Source organism: Pusillimonas caeni, assembly GCF_003545815.1.
Classification (GTDB): domain Bacteria; phylum Pseudomonadota; class Gammaproteobacteria; order Burkholderiales; family Burkholderiaceae_B; genus Pusillimonas; species Pusillimonas caeni.
Map to the genome: position 1 here is coordinate 455,329 of NZ_PDUW01000001.1, position 14,779 is coordinate 470,107.

The 14,779-nt window shown below is 66.3% G+C and carries 15 protein-coding genes; 6 read left to right on the forward strand and 9 right to left on the reverse strand.

The features are described from left to right. Position 1: 1 nt before the first annotated feature. Positions 2-805, reverse strand: a complete 804-nt coding sequence (locus tag CSC67_RS02095; protein WP_118992852.1) for a ComF family protein — start codon at positions 803-805, stop codon at positions 2-4. An 87-nt stretch (positions 806-892) separates the two neighbouring features. On the opposite strand from CSC67_RS02095, the gene CSC67_RS02100 reads away from it, so the two are divergent. Next, positions 893-1,804, forward strand: a complete 912-nt coding sequence (locus CSC67_RS02100; RefSeq protein ID WP_118992853.1) for a methyltransferase domain-containing protein — start codon at positions 893-895, stop codon at positions 1,802-1,804. Positions 1,805-1,914: 110 nt separating this feature from the next. Here the strand turns inward: CSC67_RS02100 and CSC67_RS02105 are convergent, their stop codons facing one another. Genes CSC67_RS02105 through rsmB form a run of 4 tightly spaced genes read right to left on the reverse strand, consistent with a single transcriptional unit; the run spans position 1,915 to position 6,918 of the window. Beyond that, positions 1,915-2,613, reverse strand: coding sequence for a response regulator (locus CSC67_RS02105; protein ID WP_118992854.1), 699 nt, complete (start codon positions 2,611-2,613; stop codon positions 1,915-1,917). A gap of 10 nt (positions 2,614-2,623) precedes the next feature. Then, the gene (locus CSC67_RS02110) at positions 2,624-4,984 is read right to left on the reverse strand and encodes a sensor histidine kinase (RefSeq protein ID WP_118993171.1); all 2,361 of its coding nucleotides are present in this window, start codon (positions 4,982-4,984) and stop codon (positions 2,624-2,626) included. Then, complete coding sequence (locus CSC67_RS02115; protein WP_118992855.1) at positions 4,981-5,568, reverse strand: DUF4390 domain-containing protein; 588 nt, start codon at positions 5,566-5,568, stop codon at positions 4,981-4,983. Before CSC67_RS02115 ends, CSC67_RS02110 begins: the two co-directional genes overlap by 4 nt. Positions 5,569-5,619: 51 nt before the next feature. Further along, the gene (gene rsmB / locus CSC67_RS02120; RefSeq protein WP_118993172.1) at positions 5,620-6,918 is read right to left on the reverse strand and encodes a 16S rRNA (cytosine(967)-C(5))-methyltransferase RsmB; all 1,299 of its coding nucleotides are present in this window, start codon (positions 6,916-6,918) and stop codon (positions 5,620-5,622) included. A 183-nt stretch (positions 6,919-7,101) separates the two neighbouring features. Between rsmB and rimO the strand changes: the two genes are divergently transcribed. Continuing rightward, positions 7,102-8,436: a 30S ribosomal protein S12 methylthiotransferase RimO gene (rimO, locus tag CSC67_RS02125; protein WP_118992856.1), complete on the forward strand. Its 1,335-nt coding sequence runs from the start codon at positions 7,102-7,104 to the stop codon at positions 8,434-8,436. Positions 8,437-8,570: 134 nt separating this feature from the next. Next, positions 8,571-8,981, forward strand: coding sequence for a DoxX family protein (locus CSC67_RS02130; protein ID WP_118992857.1), 411 nt, complete (start codon positions 8,571-8,573; stop codon positions 8,979-8,981). A 19-nt stretch (positions 8,982-9,000) separates the two neighbouring features. Here CSC67_RS02130 and fmt read toward each other — a convergent pair whose 3' ends face one another. Together fmt and def are read right to left on the reverse strand one after the other, a co-directional pair. After that, a complete protein-coding gene (gene fmt, locus CSC67_RS02135; RefSeq protein ID WP_118992858.1) occupies positions 9,001-9,942 on the reverse strand; it encodes a methionyl-tRNA formyltransferase in 942 nt (313 codons plus the stop codon). 28 nt (positions 9,943-9,970) lie between these two features. Beyond that, complete coding sequence (gene def / locus CSC67_RS02140; RefSeq protein ID WP_118992859.1) at positions 9,971-10,483, reverse strand: peptide deformylase; 513 nt, start codon at positions 10,481-10,483, stop codon at positions 9,971-9,973. Positions 10,484-10,632: 149 nt separating this feature from the next. On the opposite strand from def, the gene dprA reads away from it, so the two are divergent. Both dprA and CSC67_RS02150 read left to right on the forward strand, forming a co-directional pair. Next, positions 10,633-11,793, forward strand: a complete 1,161-nt coding sequence (gene dprA / locus CSC67_RS02145) for a DNA-processing protein DprA (protein WP_167752715.1) — start codon at positions 10,633-10,635, stop codon at positions 11,791-11,793. A 94-nt stretch (positions 11,794-11,887) separates the two neighbouring features. Continuing rightward, entirely contained in the window at positions 11,888-12,364 is a 477-nt protein-coding gene (locus CSC67_RS02150; protein ID WP_118992861.1) for a hypothetical protein, read from the forward strand. A 3-nt stretch (positions 12,365-12,367) separates the two neighbouring features. Here CSC67_RS02150 and CSC67_RS02155 read toward each other — a convergent pair whose 3' ends face one another. Further along, on the reverse strand, positions 12,368-13,384 hold the full coding sequence (locus CSC67_RS02155) for an amino acid ABC transporter substrate-binding protein (RefSeq protein ID WP_118992862.1): 1,017 nt from the start codon (positions 13,382-13,384) through the stop codon (positions 12,368-12,370). A gap of 9 nt (positions 13,385-13,393) precedes the next feature. Then, positions 13,394-14,098, reverse strand: coding sequence for a YggS family pyridoxal phosphate-dependent enzyme (locus CSC67_RS02160; protein ID WP_118993173.1), 705 nt, complete (start codon positions 14,096-14,098; stop codon positions 13,394-13,396). Positions 14,099-14,245: 147 nt separating this feature from the next. Here CSC67_RS02160 and CSC67_RS02165 point away from each other — a divergent pair, with 147 nt between their 5' ends. Next, entirely contained in the window at positions 14,246-14,734 is a 489-nt protein-coding gene (locus CSC67_RS02165; protein WP_118992863.1) for an acyl-CoA thioesterase, read from the forward strand. Positions 14,735-14,779: the final 45 nt, after the last annotated feature.

The following is a 14,779-nucleotide window of genomic DNA, read 5'->3' on the forward strand; positions in this document are numbered from 1 at the left end:
ATCAACTTTCTTGCCGATACGGGGTGCGCGCCACGACCAGGCCTACCACCCGCGCCGCGCCGGCCCGCTTCAAGGCCCGGGCCACCGCGTGCAGCGTCGCTCCGGTGGTCAGCACGTCGTCCACCACCGCAACCACCGCGCCGTCGACTCGGCCGCTGCATGTGTATCGATCGGCCTGCGGACCAGTGCGGGCGGCGCGGCCGAGCTGCTTCTGGCTTGCCCCCTCGCCGCTGCGGCGCAGCAGCCCGGGCCGGTAAGCCAGCTCGAGCCGGGACGCCAGCTGCCGGGCGATTTCGCCGGCCGGATTGAAGCCGCGCCGGCGCAGGGCACGGCGGCTGGAAGGCACGGGCAGCACGATTGTAATCGCCTCGATCGGCGGTGTGGCGCGCTGCGCCGCATCCGCCAACAGGCCGGCCATGAAGCGGGCATGCTGGAACCTGGACGCATTCTTGAACTGCCATATCAATTGGTCGAGCGGCGGCACATAGTCGAATGCCGCCACGACGCGATCGAACGCCGGCCCCAGGGCGGCGCAATCCGGACAGCGAGGGCCATGCTCGAGCCCGAGTGCGCACACGGGACAACGCCGCCCCGGCAAGAATGCGCGCATGTCGGCCAGACAGCCCGGGCAGGGCCGTCCGCCGCGGGAAGCGCCCAGGCATAAAGGACAGTCGGTGGGGACATGGTCGAACAGGCTCAGGAAACGCCCCCGAGCAGCGCCCGCCAGCTTGCCCGCCCGGCTAGCGCCTTGCCGGAACAGGCCGGCAAGGCGTCGTGATTCGCATCGAGAGGGCAGATCGGCCATAATAAAAGACCAGCCACTTCATCCAGCATGGAAGGTGCCTTCATCACAGCATGCTTTGCCGGCGCCTGCCAGACCTTTACCGCATAAATGTCACAGCCTCCCACCCTGCCGCTGGAATCCGCACACGTCGTTCGGCAGTTCGCGCGCCGCGCGCCCCTGGACAAGGCCCAGTTTCTGTACGGCGAAATAGCGCAACGCATGCTGCAGCGCCTCAGCTATATCAAGCTGCAGCCGCATGCCGTCATGGATGCGGGCAGCGGAGCCGGCCATGCGCTGGAGCCCTTGCGCGCACGCTACGCCAACATCGACTACACCGGCATCGACGCCTGCCCGCCACTGGTCCGGGCCGCCATCGAGCGCCATGCCGCTCGGCCCAGCCTGTGGCAGAAGCTGCGCAACAAGCCGACTCAGGCGGCGCGCTTCCTGGTCGCCGACATGGCCGATACCGGCCAGGCGCCCGAAAGCCAGGATCTCGTCTGGTCGAACATGGCCCTGCATTGGCATCCCAGGCCGCATGAAGTGCTGCGGGAATGGCGGCGCGTATTGAGGACCGGCGGCCTGGCGATGTTCTCGTGCCTGGGACCGGGGTCTTTCAAGGAACTGCGCCAGGCCCTGGCCGAGGCGGACATACATACCGCCGTGCCGCAGTTCGTCGACATGCACGATTTCGGAGACCTGCTGCTGGAACAGGGTTTTGCCGATCCGGTCATGGATCAGGAAATCATCACCCTCACCTACCGCGAGGCCGGCAAACTACTGGACGATCTGCGTATTCTGGGCGGCAACCCCAGTTCGGGGCGCACGCCGGGCCTGGTGGGCCGGGGCTGGCGCCGCCGCCTGATCGACGCGCTCGAGAAACAGCGCCATCTGGACGGCACCATACACCTGAGCCTCGAGGTGGCTTATGGGCACGCTTGGCGCGCCGCCTCGAGAAAGGTGTCGAGCGAAGAGACCCGCATTTCCATCGACTCGATAGGCCGCCGTCCGCCGCGCGCCTGACTCGAGCACGCGCTGGCGCGGGCCGCGCAAGCCCGCGATGGCCGGCGCCTACACCAAGCATTGCGCGCTGGCGCAGCGCCCTGAACCGGGCCGGCGGGAATGGCGGGCGGCTAGCTGCTGCTTTTGCGGCGCGAGGTTTCGATGCCCAACTGCTTGAGCTTGCGGTACAAGTGGGTGCGCTCGAGCCCGGTTTTTTCGGACACGCGCGTCATGCTGTGGTTTTCGCGGCCAAGATGGTATTGAAAATAGATGCGCTCGAATTCGTCGCGCGCATCGCGCAGCGGTTGATCGAGGGCAATGCCGCCCAGCAGCGAATTGCCGGTTTCGGGGACGGGCGGGGGCGCGGGCTGGTTGAGCTCGGGCACCGGCACCGTGGTAAGCGGCTGCGCATTGGGGTCGAGCGGCTCGGGCGCGCGCGTGGTGGTGACCAGCCCCGGCGCCACCACCGGGCGCGCCAGGCCTGAAGCGATGGTCTTGAGCAGCTTTTGCAGCGTGATGGGTTTTTCAAGGAAGTCGACCGCGCCGATGCGCGTGGCCTCGACGGCGGTATCGACCGTGGCGTGGCCGCTCATCATGATGACGGGCATGTCGAGAAGGCCTTGCGAGGCCCATTCTTTCAAGAGACTGACCCCGTCGGTGTCCGGCATCCAGATGTCGAGAAGAACCAGGTCGGGCCGGCGCCGCAGGCGCGCCGCGCGCGCCTCTGCGGCGTTTTCCGCGAGTTCGACCGTGTGTCCTTCGTCGTAGAGAATCTCGGACAACAGTTCGCGTATACCTATTTCGTCATCAACAACCAGAATTCTGGCCATAAAGCTTCACCTATGTTTTTTCCGCATTATCGTCCGCCTGCTCTTTCGAGTCTACATCAGACCGTGAATGTGCCAGGCGGGTCAAGAGGATGGAGATGCGCGCGCCGCCTTCGCGCCGGTTGGCGACATCGATGCGGCCGCCATGTTCTTCGACGATTTTTTTCACGATGGCAAGTCCCAGGCCCGTGCCGGTGGCCTTGGTCGTGACGTAGGGCTCGAACACCCGCGTCAGCACCTGGGCCTCGAAGCCGGGCCCGTTGTCCGACACGGTCAGACGCACGCCCTGCTGCCGGGCGCCGTCGTCGCCGCTGCTTTCCGTGAGCCGGGTCTGCACGTAGATGCGCGCCTCTTCGATGGGCTGCGCCTGGCAGGCCGCGTCGCGGGCATTGGCCACCAGATTATGTATGAGCTGGCGCAATTGCGTGGGATCGCCCTCGATGGTGGGCAGGCCGGTTTCGAATACCGCCTCGATGCGCACGCTGCGCCCGTCGCCGCGCAAGGCGCCGCCGCTCGGATCCCAGCCGTACAGCATCAGCACATCGGCAACCAGTTCGTTGACGTCGACGTCCTGCATCTGGGCGGGCGGCGTGCGGGCATATTCGCGGAAGTCGTCCACCATCTGCTTGAGAGAGGCCACCTGATTGACGATGGTATTGGTCGACCGCATCAGCATGGCGGCATCGCTTTCATTCAAGCGGTCCGCAAGCTTCATGGCCAGGCGCTCGGCAGAAAGCTGGATGGGCGTGAGCGGATTCTTGATTTCGTGCGCCAGGCGCCGCGCCACTTCGCCCCAGGCAACCGTGCGGTTGGCCGAGATGACTTCGCTGATGTCGTCGAAGACCACCAGATAGCCGTTGCCGCGCCCGTCGACGGTAAGATGCGTGCCCCGCGCCAGCAGCGTCACCACATGATGCTGGCCGTTCTCGCGCCGCCCCTCGGCGCCGTCGAGCTCGAGCTCGAATTGCTGCTGCCAGTAGGGGCGTTCCGAACCCACCGCCGCATGGGCCGCGAAAGCCTGACGGATCAGCTGAGACAGCTTGAACGCCCCTTCGACGGTTTCTAGAGGCCGGCCTTTGGCGGAGCGCAGGTCGACCTGCAGGATGCTTTGCGCACCCTGGTTGAACAGGTTGAGCCTGAAGCCTTCGTCGAACACCAGCACGCCGGAGGACAGATTGCTGAGCACCGACTCGAGGTACACGTTGGACCGCTCGAGCTGCTGGCGGTTGTTCTCGACCATGCGCCGGGCCTCGTCCAGCTGCCGCGTCATGGCATTGAAGGAGCGCGTCAGCTGGCCGACTTCGTCCTTCTCGGGCGGCTCGGGCAGCGGACGATAGTCGCCCACTCCCACCGCCTGGGTGCCCGCCGCCAGGGTCAGCAGGGGCCGCACCAGGCGGCGCGACAAGGCCAGCGCCACGACCACCGCGGCAAACACCGCCAGGATGAGCGCCAGAGTCAGCGTGATGCCGTACAGCTTGCGCAGGCCCAGGCGCGACAAGGCCAGTTCCTGATAGTCGCGGAACCCCTGCTGCACTTGATTGGCGTTGCGCGCGATCTGCTCCGGGACGGGCTGGATGACCTGCAGCCAGCGCGTTTCGGGCGACACGCCCAGCGCGGACGACGCCCTGTCCAGCGAACGCACCGGCAGGACGACGCGCAGATGCAGGCCGAGCTCGCCGCTCGACAAAGCGTCGGCGCCCTGCCCCTCTTCACCCGCGGGGGGCTCGTCGGCTTCGGCGGCCTCGTAGCTGCGCGAAACGCGCAGATGATTGAGCACGTGCGCGGGCGGGCCTTCTGGAATCAGCTGTCCATAGTCGGACGAAGAAAAGGCGACCAGGCGTCCGCTGCCGGTGAAGATCATGGCCTCGGCCACGCCGTTGGTCTCGCGCAGCCGCGTGATGGCCACGGCCATGTCGGCATCGCTCGTGTCGTTGAGCGCCGTGGCGATGACCTTGGCCCGGTTGCGCACATCGCTAAGCTGGGTGTCCAGGGCCGCGCGCCCCAGGTTCAGGCCGGCCTCGAGCGCGCTGTCGACCCGCACGTTGAACCAGGACTCGATCGAGCGCGACATGAACTGAACTGAAAGCACGTATATGAGCGCGCCCGGCAGAACGCCGATCAGGGCGAAGAACAGCGCGAACCGGGCGGTAAGCCGGGCTCCGAACTGCCGCCGCCGGATCTGGCGCAACAGCCGCGCCGCCAGCACGCCCACCCAGAAGATCAGGGCGACGGCCAGCACGCCGTTGAGCATGAGCAGCATGTCGTACTGCTGCGCGTAGCGCGAGGCATTGCCCGTGGACCAGACGAGCAGGCCGAGCAGCGCCAATGCGCTGACCGCGGCGATCAGCAAGGCAAGCCGCAGCCCCCACCTCAGGAGGGCGGGTGATCGCCGGCGGAGACCGAGAATTGAAATTCTTTCCATGGAGTGGCAAGAGACCAGGCACTGCTGTTGTAGGCGTCGATCTGGAACGGCCTGGGCAAGCGGGACGTATCCAGCCTGACCCGGATGCGGCCCTCATATTCCTCGTCGATGTCCAGGTCGTCGACGCGGGCCACGGCCCAGCCGCGAATGTTGCGTACGAAGGAGAGGGCATCGTCCAGAGACGCCACGGGGATGGAGAGCTCGCCGGTTCCCACGCGCCACTGGCGCGTCAGGGCGTTATAGACGACGCGCCAGGTGTTTTGCTGGTCGACGACTTCTTTGTCGAACCACCACCAGCGCCGGGTGGTGATCTGGAGGTCGGCCGAGAAGTAGACGGGGACGCCTTTCTGGGCCGCCATGCGCAGTTCCGGACTGATTTCGAATTCGACGTCGGCGTCGATGTAGAGGTCGCCGTCGCGCACGATGGGATCGACGCGCACCACCCGCTCGAAGCCCGATTGGGCCGCAGCGGTGCCTGCCCCGAACAGGGCGGCGGCAAGGCAAAGCACGAAGATCGACCAGACTCGGGAAACCATTGAGCTCACGTATAAGGTTGCCGAAAAGGCAAAAGCACTATTGTTGACGGCTTAGGCACGCTTGGCAAACAAGGCGTAAAAAAAACCATCGTACAGCGCCCTGCCGCCTGCATCCGGCAAGGGCAGTATCTGCCCCGGAGCCGGCAGCCGTTCGGCGTCCGGGTGCATATCCAGGAAACGCTGCGCCTGCTGCTCGCCTTCCTGCGGAAAAATCGAGCATGTAGCATACAGCAGGCGGCCGCCGGGCTTCACGGTCTTCCACAGGGCGGCAATGATTTTCTGTTGCAAGGCGGCGGTGCGCGCAATGTCGGCTTCGCGCCGCAGCCAGCGTATGTCCGGGTGCCGTCGCACCACCCCGGAAGCCGTGCAGGGCACGTCGGCCAGCACCAGGTCGAATGGCCGGCCGTCCCACCAGGCACTGGATTCGGCGGCGTCGGCGCATTGCAGGCGCACTTCATCCGCCTGCAGGCCGAGGCGGTCCAGATTCTGCTGTACACGTTCCAGCCTGCCCGCGTCATTGTCCAGCGCCAGCAGCCCGACCCGCGCCCTTTCGAGCACATGGGCGGCCTTGCCGCCCGGCGCCGAGCAGGCATCGAGCACCAGGGCGCCGTCGAAGGGACGCAGCAGAACCGCCGCCTGCTGGGCGGCGGCGTCCTGCACCGACCACCATCCCTCGTCGAACCCGGGTATCTCGTGCACGGGCCGGGCATGGGCGAGCACGAGGCCCGCTTCGCCGATGGGTTCGGACTGGATGCCCGCCTCCGCCAGGCGTTCGATCATCTCGTGGACCGAGGCGCGGCGCGTATTGACGCGCAAGGTCATCGGCCCGGGACGGTCGCCGGCCTGCAGCAGGGCCTGCCATTGGTCCGGATAAGCCCGCTCGAGCCGCTTGATCCACCACAGGGGGTAGTTCCACTTGGCGACGGGATTGCGCCGCGCCTGGGTTAAAATACCGGGTCGCTCGCGCGTGAAACGCCTGAGGGCGGCGTTCAACAAGCCCTTGTAAGGACGCATCGCCGGCATCTCGGCCGCCCGCACTGCCTGGTTCACGACCGTGTGCACGGCGTAGACGGGCTCTTGTGACGTATTGGCCGGCGCATCCGGCAGGGACGCCTCCATGGCCGTATCCAGCAGTGCCAGCGATACTTGCAGCAAGGCGTCGAACAAGGGGTTGGGCGGCGTGCGCTTGACCAGCAGGCTCTTGATTTCCGTGGCCAGGCCAAGGCGCCGCATCACATGGAAACTGATGGCCTGGGTCGCGGCGCGCAAGGGCGCCGGCGTGGCGGCCAGCGCATCCGAAAGCGAACGGCCCGACCGTACCGCCTGCACGGCCCGCGCGCAGGCAAGCATGACTTCGGACAACGCGGGGGCGCGTTGCGGGGGAATGTGATTAGCGGGCACGAGTTGCCTTCATCCGGATGCAATATTCGTCTGTGCGGACTTTATCATCAAATGGCCCGGTGCTTCAGCGGCGCGGGCAAGCGATTACGAACACTCTTCTTTACCGAGCCGCATGGCTACTAGAGGTTACTCATGAACTCCCCTAACGCGGGCCGCCCTAAGGTGGGCTTTGTCAGCCTGGGCTGTCCCAAGGCGCTGGTCGACTCCGAGCGCATCCTGACGCAGCTGCGTACCGAAGGCTATATGATCACGCCCGAATACGACAATGCGGACGTCGTCGTCGTCAACACCTGCGGCTTCATCGACAGCGCCAAGGCTGAATCGCTGGACGCCATCGGCGAAGCCATCGCCGAGAACGGCCGCGTCATCGTCACCGGCTGCATGGGCGTGGAAGAATCCGTCATCCGCGACGTGCACCCCGCCGTGCTGGCGGTGACCGGCCCGCAACAGTACGAAGAAGTCGTGCGCGCGGTGCATCAGGCGGCGCCGCCCAGCCTGGAGCACAACCCCTATGTCGACCTGGTGCCGCCGCAGGGCATCAAGCTGACGCCGCGGCATTACGCTTACTTGAAGATATCCGAGGGCTGCAACCATCGCTGCAGCTTCTGCATCATTCCGTCGATGCGCGGCACCCATGTCAGCCGCCCGGTCGGCGACGTGCTGGGCGAGGCCGAGCGCTTGGTGAATGCGGGTGTGAAAGAACTGCTGGTCATTTCGCAGGACACCAGCGCCTACGGCGTCGATGTGAAGTTCCGCACCGGCTTCTGGAACGGACGGCCGGTCAAGACGCACATGACCCAGCTTTGCGAAGCGCTTGCGGGCTTCGGCGTCTGGACGCGGCTGCATTATGTGTATCCCTATCCGCATGTGGACGAGGTGATCCCGCTGATGGCCGAGGGCAGGCTGCTGCCCTACCTGGACATCCCCTTCCAGCACGCCAGCCCCCGCATCCTCAAGCTGATGAAGCGTCCGGCGTTCGAAGACCGCACCCTGGCCCGCATCAAGCAATGGCGCGAAGCCTGTCCCGACCTGACCCTGCGCTCTACCTTTATCGTGGGCTTTCCGGGCGAGACCGAAGAAGACTTCCAGTACCTGCTCGACTGGATGAGCGAAGCGCAGCTGGACCGCGTGGGCTGTTTCCAGTATTCGCCCGTCGAGGGCGCCAAGGCCAACGAGCTGCCCGACGCCGTGCCCGACGAGGTCAAGCAAGAGCGTTGGGAACGTTTCATGGCCCACCAGCAAGCCATTTCCACCCAAAGGCTGCAGCGCAAGGTCGGCCGGGAAATCGACGTCCTGGTCGACGAAATCGACGAAGACGGCGCCATCGGCCGCTCGAGCGCTGATGCACCCGAGATAGACGGCAACGTCTTCGTCAGCGGCGCCGAGGGTGTGCGCCCCGGCGACATGCTGCGGGTCCGGGTCACCGACTCCGACGAATACGACCTGTACGCGGACGCCATCGAATAGACGGCCGGCCGGAAACCCCGGCCGATTCTTTGCCCAAACGCGCCGCCCGGGTATAAACTGCCGCTTGCCAAGGCTCCGGCTCTTCGCACCGCGAGGCGGTCGGCCGGCGCCTGCTCACCAAGGAGTCCAAGCACATGTCCTCTACTTCCTGCGACGATCTGGGCAGATTGATTCTGCGGCTCGCCCTCGGCATCCTGATCCTGATGCACGGCCTTTCCAAGCTCTTCAACGGCATCGGCGGCATCGAGTCCATGCTCACGGCGCAAGGCTTTCCAGCCTTCTTCGCCTGGGGCGCCTATATCGGCGAAATCGTCGGGCCGGTGCTGCTCATACTGGGCATCTACTGCCGCCTGGGCGCATTGCTGGTCGCCCTGAACATGGTCGTGGCCATCGTGCTGGCGCACAGCCACCAGTTGTTCATGATTACCGGCTCTGGAGGCTGGCAGCTGGAACTGCAGGGCATGTTCCTGTTCACCGCCATCGCGCTGATCTTCCTGGGCGCCGGCGCGTACAGCCTGGGCGGCCGCAGCGGCCGCTGGAACTGACCGCCGCGCAGAAGGCTTTTTAGAAGGGCTGCCAGCCCTGTATGAAGGTGGCGGCGGCCTGTCGCTTGCCCCCCGCCTTCTGCAGCTCGAGTATGCGCAGCACGCCATCGGCCGCGGCAATGTCTATGCCGTCGGCCGATGCCGATTCCACCTCTCCCGGCCGGCCTTTGGCCGGCTGTGCCAATGCCACGGCCTTCCAGACCTTGACCGGACCATCGAGCCCGGACAGGGCCGCCGTCGCCCCCGGAAAGGGATTGAAGGCGCGCACCCGGCGGGCAAGCGCTTCGGCCGGCTGCGTGAAGTCGAGCGGCGCCTCGGATTTTTCGAGCTTGGCCGCGTAGGTGGCCACAGCGGCGTCCTGCGGCGTTCCAGTCAGGGAGCCGTCCTCGAGCCGCCGCAAGGCCTCGACAATGGCCTGCGCGCCCAGCGCCGCCAGATCGTCGTGCAGGCTGGCGGCGGTGTGCTCCGGCGTAATGGGCAGCGTCCGCCGCAGCAGCATGTTCCCGGTGTCCAGACCCTCGTCCATCTGCATGATGGTAATGCCCGTCTCGGCGTCGCCCGCGTCGATGGCGCGCTGTATGGGCGCGGCGCCGCGCCAGCGCGGCAGCAGGCTTGCATGGATGTTGAGGCAGCCGTGCCGGGGCAGGTCCAGCACCCAGCGCGGCAGGATCAGGCCGTAAGCCGCCACCACCATGGCGTCGGGCGCGGCATCGAGCAGCGCCTGGCGGGCCGCGGCGGCCTCGTCCGGATACTTGCCGTCCAGCTTCAGGCTATGAGGCTGCAGCACGGGCACGGAGGTCTCGAGCGCAGCCTGCTTGACCGCGCTGGGCATCAGCTTGAGCCCGCGGCCGGCCGGCCGGTCGGGCTGGGTCAGCACCAGGGGGATGTCGTGGCCCGCGGCCATCAGGGCTTGCAGCGCCTGCCGCGCAAATTCAGGTGTACCGGCAAAGACGATGCGCATGCGACTGGCCTTTTAGTGTCAACAGGCCCTAAGCCTTGAGCGCTTCGCGTTCTTGCTTGCGGATCTTGGTCTTGATGCGGTTTTGCTTGAGCGGCGAAAGATATTCGACGAAAACCTTGCCCAGCAGGTGGTCGAGCTCGTGCTGCACGCACACGGCCAGCAGACCCTCGGCGTCGAATTCGAAAGGCTCGCCCTGCTCGTTCAGGGCGCGCACATGGATGCGCGCCGAACGCTTGACCTCGTCGTAGACGCCCGGCACCGAAAGACAGCCTTCTTCGTAGACCTGCTGCTCGTCGCTTTTCCAGGTGATTTCGGGGTTGATGAGCACCAGCAGGTCGTTGTTTTCTTCGGAGACATCGATGACCACCACACGCTCGTGTACGTCGACCTGGGTGGCGGCCAGGCCCACCCCCGGCGCGTCGTACATGGTTTCAGCCATGTCGCGCACCAGCTGGCGAATGCGGTCGTCGACGGCCTGCACCGGTTTGGCGACCTTGTGCAAGCGGGGATCGGGATAGCGAAGAATGGGAAGCAGGGCCATGCAAAAGTCCAAAAAACGTCTAACCGATTATAACAAAACGGGTTTTGGCCCCGCCCCCTTTTTGCGGCGCAAAACGCGGCATCCGGGCCGGTATGACTTTACGCGCCATGGCCGCGCCCAAGCGGTCCGCAATATGCCAAACTTGCGCCATGCAAACCCAGCCTTCCCTCGATGAGACCGCCGCCTGGCTGCGCCTGACCCTGGAACCCGGCCTGGGACCCGCCCAGGCTCGCGCACTGCTGGCCGCCATCGGCCTGCCGCAGGACATCTATGCTTCGTCGGCCGCCACTCTGGCGCGACACGTTCCGGCCGAACTCGCCGCGCAATTGCGCCGGCCCGCTTCCGCCGAAACACAAGCATGCGTGGAGCGCACCCTGAAGTGGCTGGCCGAACCGGGACACCACCTGCTGACCCTGGCCGACCCGGCCTATCCGGCCGCCCTGCTCGACACGCACGACCCGCCCACGGTGCTGTACGTCAACGGCCGGCCCGAGCTGCTCAATCGCTCCATCATCGCCATCGTGGGCGCACGCAACGCCACCCCCGGCGGCCGCGACAACGCCCAGGCCTTTGCCCAGTACCTGGCGGGCCAGGGATGGTGCATCGCCAGCGGCCTGGCCCACGGCATCGACGCGGCCGCCCACCGGGGCGCGCTTGCGGCCGGGGCCCGGGCCGGGTCCACCATCGCCGTCATGGGCACCGGCATCGACATCGTCTATCCCTCGGCCAACCTCGAACTGGCGCGCCGCATCGCGGCCGAAGGGGCGCTGGTCTCGGAACTGCCGCTGGGAACGCCGTCCATGCCCTACCACTTCCCGCAGCGCAACCGCATCGTCGCCGGCCTGGCGCGCGGCGTCCTGGTGGTCGAGGCGGCGCGGCAAAGCGGCTCTCTCATCACCGCACGCCTGGCTTCCGAACTTGGACGGGAGGTCTTCTCGATTCCCGGCTCCATCCATTCGCCCCTGTCCCGGGGCTGCCATGCGCTCATCCGCCAGGGCGCCAAACTGGTCGAATCGGGCCAGGACATCCACGAGGAACTCGGCCAACCCGGTTCGGCTCCGCCCGATTCGCGCCCCGCGCCGCCGGCCGCAGGCTCGGCGCCGGGCGGACAACATGCCTTGTTCGCGCCGGACTCTCCAGAGGCCCTGGTCCTGAACGCCCTGGGCCACGATCCCGTCGACGCCGATACGCTGCAATCCCGGACCGGCATGGATATCGCCCAATTGGGCGGCCTGCTGCTTCGGCTCGAGCTCGAAGAGGCCGTGGCGCGCCTGGAAGACGGCCGCTACCAGCGCCTGTCGGCCCCTTAGCCGCCGCGTTACGCCGCCACATCGCCGGACCGCGGGCATGCTGGTCTAAAATGGCGGCGCACCTCATGCAGCGCCCAACCGCCCGGAAACCGACATGCAATTATTCCAATCGACGCGTCCCAGCGCCGAAGAACACGCCGCCCTGCTCGCCGAACTGGGTCCTCTTCCCATACAGGGCCAGGCCTGGCCCTCGTGGGTCAAGATCATGGTCTGGATCGTGGTCGCGGCCATCGGTGTACAGCTGGTGCGCGTAGCCGTGGGATTCGAAGGCGAACCGGTCAACCCGTTCATGGCCGCAAGCGTGCTGATCTGCTTCTGCGGCCTGCTGCTCATCGCGCGCGTGATGGCGATCTCGACCACGCGCATCACCCGGGACGGCATCGAACAGACCTGGATCACGAAGCGCGCCATCGGCTGGCAGGACATCCAGTTCGCCAAGTTCGTGCCCATGCTCGCGTCCAAAAGGCTGATCTGCTTCACGGGCCGCAGCCGGCCCGTCATCTTCCAGAGCGGAACGCCCGAGCTGCATGTGGCTTTCGCCAAGATCGCGATGGTATATCGCCGGCGCTGACCCTCAACGCACCGGCAATGGATAGATCAGCCCGCCGTCGTTCCACAAGGCGTTCAGGCCGCGCGGGATCTTGAGCGGGCTTTCCATGCCCACGTTGCGCTCGAAGCTTTCCCCGTAGTTGCCGACCTGCTTGACGATGTTGTAGGCCCATTTCTCGTCCAGGCCCAGATTTTTGCCGGCCCCCGGCGTCACGCCCAGCAGCCGCCGAATGGCCGGATTGTCGCTTTGCAGGTTCTCGTCCACGTTGGCGCTGGTGACGCCGAGCTCCTCCGCCCCCGTCATGGCGTGCAGCGTCCACTTGACGATGTTCAGCCAGGCATCGTCGCCCTGCCGCACGAAGGGCCCCAGGGGCTCTTTGGAGATGAGCTCGGGCAGCACCACGTAGGCGTCCGGGTCCTGCATGCGGGACACTCTGATGGAGGCCAGGCCCGAGGCGTCGGTGGTGAAGGCGTCGCAGCGCCCGGCCGCAAAGGCCTTGACCACCTCGTTGAACTGCTCGATGACCACCGGCCGGTAGCTGATGCCGTTGGCGCGGGCCCAATCGGCCATGGTGTTTTCGTTCGAGGTGCCGGTCTGCATGCAGATGGACGCCTGGTCCAGCTCTTTGGCGCTGGTCACGCCCAGCGACTTGTGCACCAGAAAGCCCTGCCCGTCATAGAAGTTGATGCCCGCATGAATAGCGCCCAGTGCCGTGTCGCGCTGCTGCGTCACACTGGTGTTGCGAGCGAGCAGGTCGATCTCGCCCGACTGCAGGGCCGTGAAGCGTTGCTGCGAATTGAGCGGCACGGCCTTGAACTTGCCGGCGTCGCCCAGCACCGCCGCCGCCACCGCGCGGCAAAAGTCGATGTCCAGCCCGCGCCATACGCCTTTGTCGTCGGGGGCGGAAAAGCCCGCAAAGCCGGTGGTGACGCCGCATTGCACGTGGCCGCGCTGCTTGACGACGTCCAGCGTGTCGGCGCGCGCCGCCTGGGAGCCCAGCAACAAGGCCGACGCCGCCAGGAAACAAGTAAGGTAACGCATGGTTTCTCCTCAGTCTGAACCTTGATTCGAGCGCGAGCCGAAAATGGCCGAGCCGATGCGCACCTCGGTGGAGCCCTCTTGGATGGCCCACTCGAAGTCGCCGCTCATGCCCATGGAAAGCCGCTCCAGCCCCGCATGCCCTTCGTCCCGCATACGGTCGCGCAGCTCGCGCAGCATGCGAAAGCAGGCGCGCACGGCGCCCTCGTCGGGCGAATTGACCGCCATGGTCATCAAGCCCTTGACACGCATGGTCTGCAAGCCGCCCAGGCGCTCCAGGAAAGCCGGCAGCGCGGCCGGTTCGAGCCCGAACTTGGAGGGTTCGGGCGACGTCTTGACCTGCACCAGCACGTCGATGACCCGGCCCTCGAGCCGCAGCCGGGCGTCCAGCGCCTCGGCCAGCGGCCAGCGGTCCAGCGACTGCACTTCGCTGACCAGCCGCGCCGCCTCCTTGGCCTTGTTGGTCTGCAGATGGCCGATCAGCACCCACTCCGGCTTCAGGTCGGCAAGCTCGCTGTCCTTCTGGCGTACTTCCTGCATGCGGCTCTCGCCGAAACGGCGCACGCCCAGACCGGCGGCCTGCCGCAGCGCCTCGGGCGGAAAGGTCTTGCTCACGGCCAGCAGCGCGACCTCGCCCGGCGCACGTCCGGCGCGCTCGCAAGCCAGGTCTATGCGCCGGCGGACGGCGGCCAGCCGTGTTTCCAAAGAGTCTGACATCAGTAATCCCACGATGGCATAATCTGGCGACGGCAAAGCGCAATGCCTTGCCGCCGCGATTGTCGAAGCGCTTGCGCGCAAACGGATGCCGACAGTTTAGTGCACTTGCCGGCCGCCGCCCCTTCCCAACCTGCGTCCCTTATTGCCATGAACGATTCGGCCCACCAGATTTCGATGACCATATTGATGACGCCCGACATGGCCAATTTCTCGGGCAATGTGCATGGCGGCGCCATCCTCAAGCATCTGGACCAGGTCGCCTACGCCTGCGCCAGCCGCTACGCGGGCGCGTATGTGGTCACGCTTTCGGTCGACCAGGTCATGTTCCGCCAACCCATACACGTGGGCGAGCTGGTCACCTTCTATGCATCGGTCAATTACACCGGCCGCACCTCGATGGAGATCGGCATCAAGGTCGTCACCGAGGACATCCGGCGCAAGCTGGTGCGCCACACCAACAGCTGCTACTTCACCATGATTGCCGTGGACGAACACGGCACGCCCGTGCCCGTGCCGCCGCTGCAACCGGCGGACGACGAGGCGCGGGCGCGGTTCCAGGCCGCGCAGCTGCGGCGCGAACTGCGCCAGGAGATGGAAAGCCGCCACCTGCGCATCAAGGCGGCGGACCAGGCCTGAACGCCCGGCATGGCGAGCCCATGAGCCTGCGGCCGATGCGGCCGC

Coding starts and splice junctions, on each gene's coding strand:
- dprA (WP_167752715.1), top strand. CDS start 10,633: ATGCAAACCCAGCCTTCCCTCGATGAGACCGCCGCCTGGCTGCGCCTG.
- rsmB (WP_118993172.1), bottom strand. CDS start 6,918: ATGCTTGCCTGCGCGCGGGCCGTGCAGGCGGTACGGTCGGGCCGTTCG.
- CSC67_RS02115 (WP_118992855.1), bottom strand. CDS start 5,568: ATGGTTTCCCGAGTCTGGTCGATCTTCGTGCTTTGCCTTGCCGCCGCC.
- rimO (WP_118992856.1), top strand. CDS start 7,102: ATGAACTCCCCTAACGCGGGCCGCCCTAAGGTGGGCTTTGTCAGCCTG.
- CSC67_RS02160 (WP_118993173.1), bottom strand. CDS start 14,098: ATGTCAGACTCTTTGGAAACACGGCTGGCCGCCGTCCGCCGGCGCATA.
- CSC67_RS02100 (WP_118992853.1), top strand. CDS start 893: ATGTCACAGCCTCCCACCCTGCCGCTGGAATCCGCACACGTCGTTCGG.
- CSC67_RS02150 (WP_118992861.1), top strand. CDS start 11,888: ATGCAATTATTCCAATCGACGCGTCCCAGCGCCGAAGAACACGCCGCC.
- fmt (WP_118992858.1), bottom strand. CDS start 9,942: ATGCGCATCGTCTTTGCCGGTACACCTGAATTTGCGCGGCAGGCGCTG.
- CSC67_RS02105 (WP_118992854.1), bottom strand. CDS start 2,613: ATGGCCAGAATTCTGGTTGTTGATGACGAAATAGGTATACGCGAACTG.
- def (WP_118992859.1), bottom strand. CDS start 10,483: ATGGCCCTGCTTCCCATTCTTCGCTATCCCGATCCCCGCTTGCACAAG.
- CSC67_RS02155 (WP_118992862.1), bottom strand. CDS start 13,384: ATGCGTTACCTTACTTGTTTCCTGGCGGCGTCGGCCTTGTTGCTGGGC.
- CSC67_RS02165 (WP_118992863.1), top strand. CDS start 14,246: ATGAACGATTCGGCCCACCAGATTTCGATGACCATATTGATGACGCCC.
- CSC67_RS02130 (WP_118992857.1), top strand. CDS start 8,571: ATGTCCTCTACTTCCTGCGACGATCTGGGCAGATTGATTCTGCGGCTC.
- CSC67_RS02095 (WP_118992852.1), bottom strand. CDS start 805: ATGGCCGATCTGCCCTCTCGATGCGAATCACGACGCCTTGCCGGCCTG.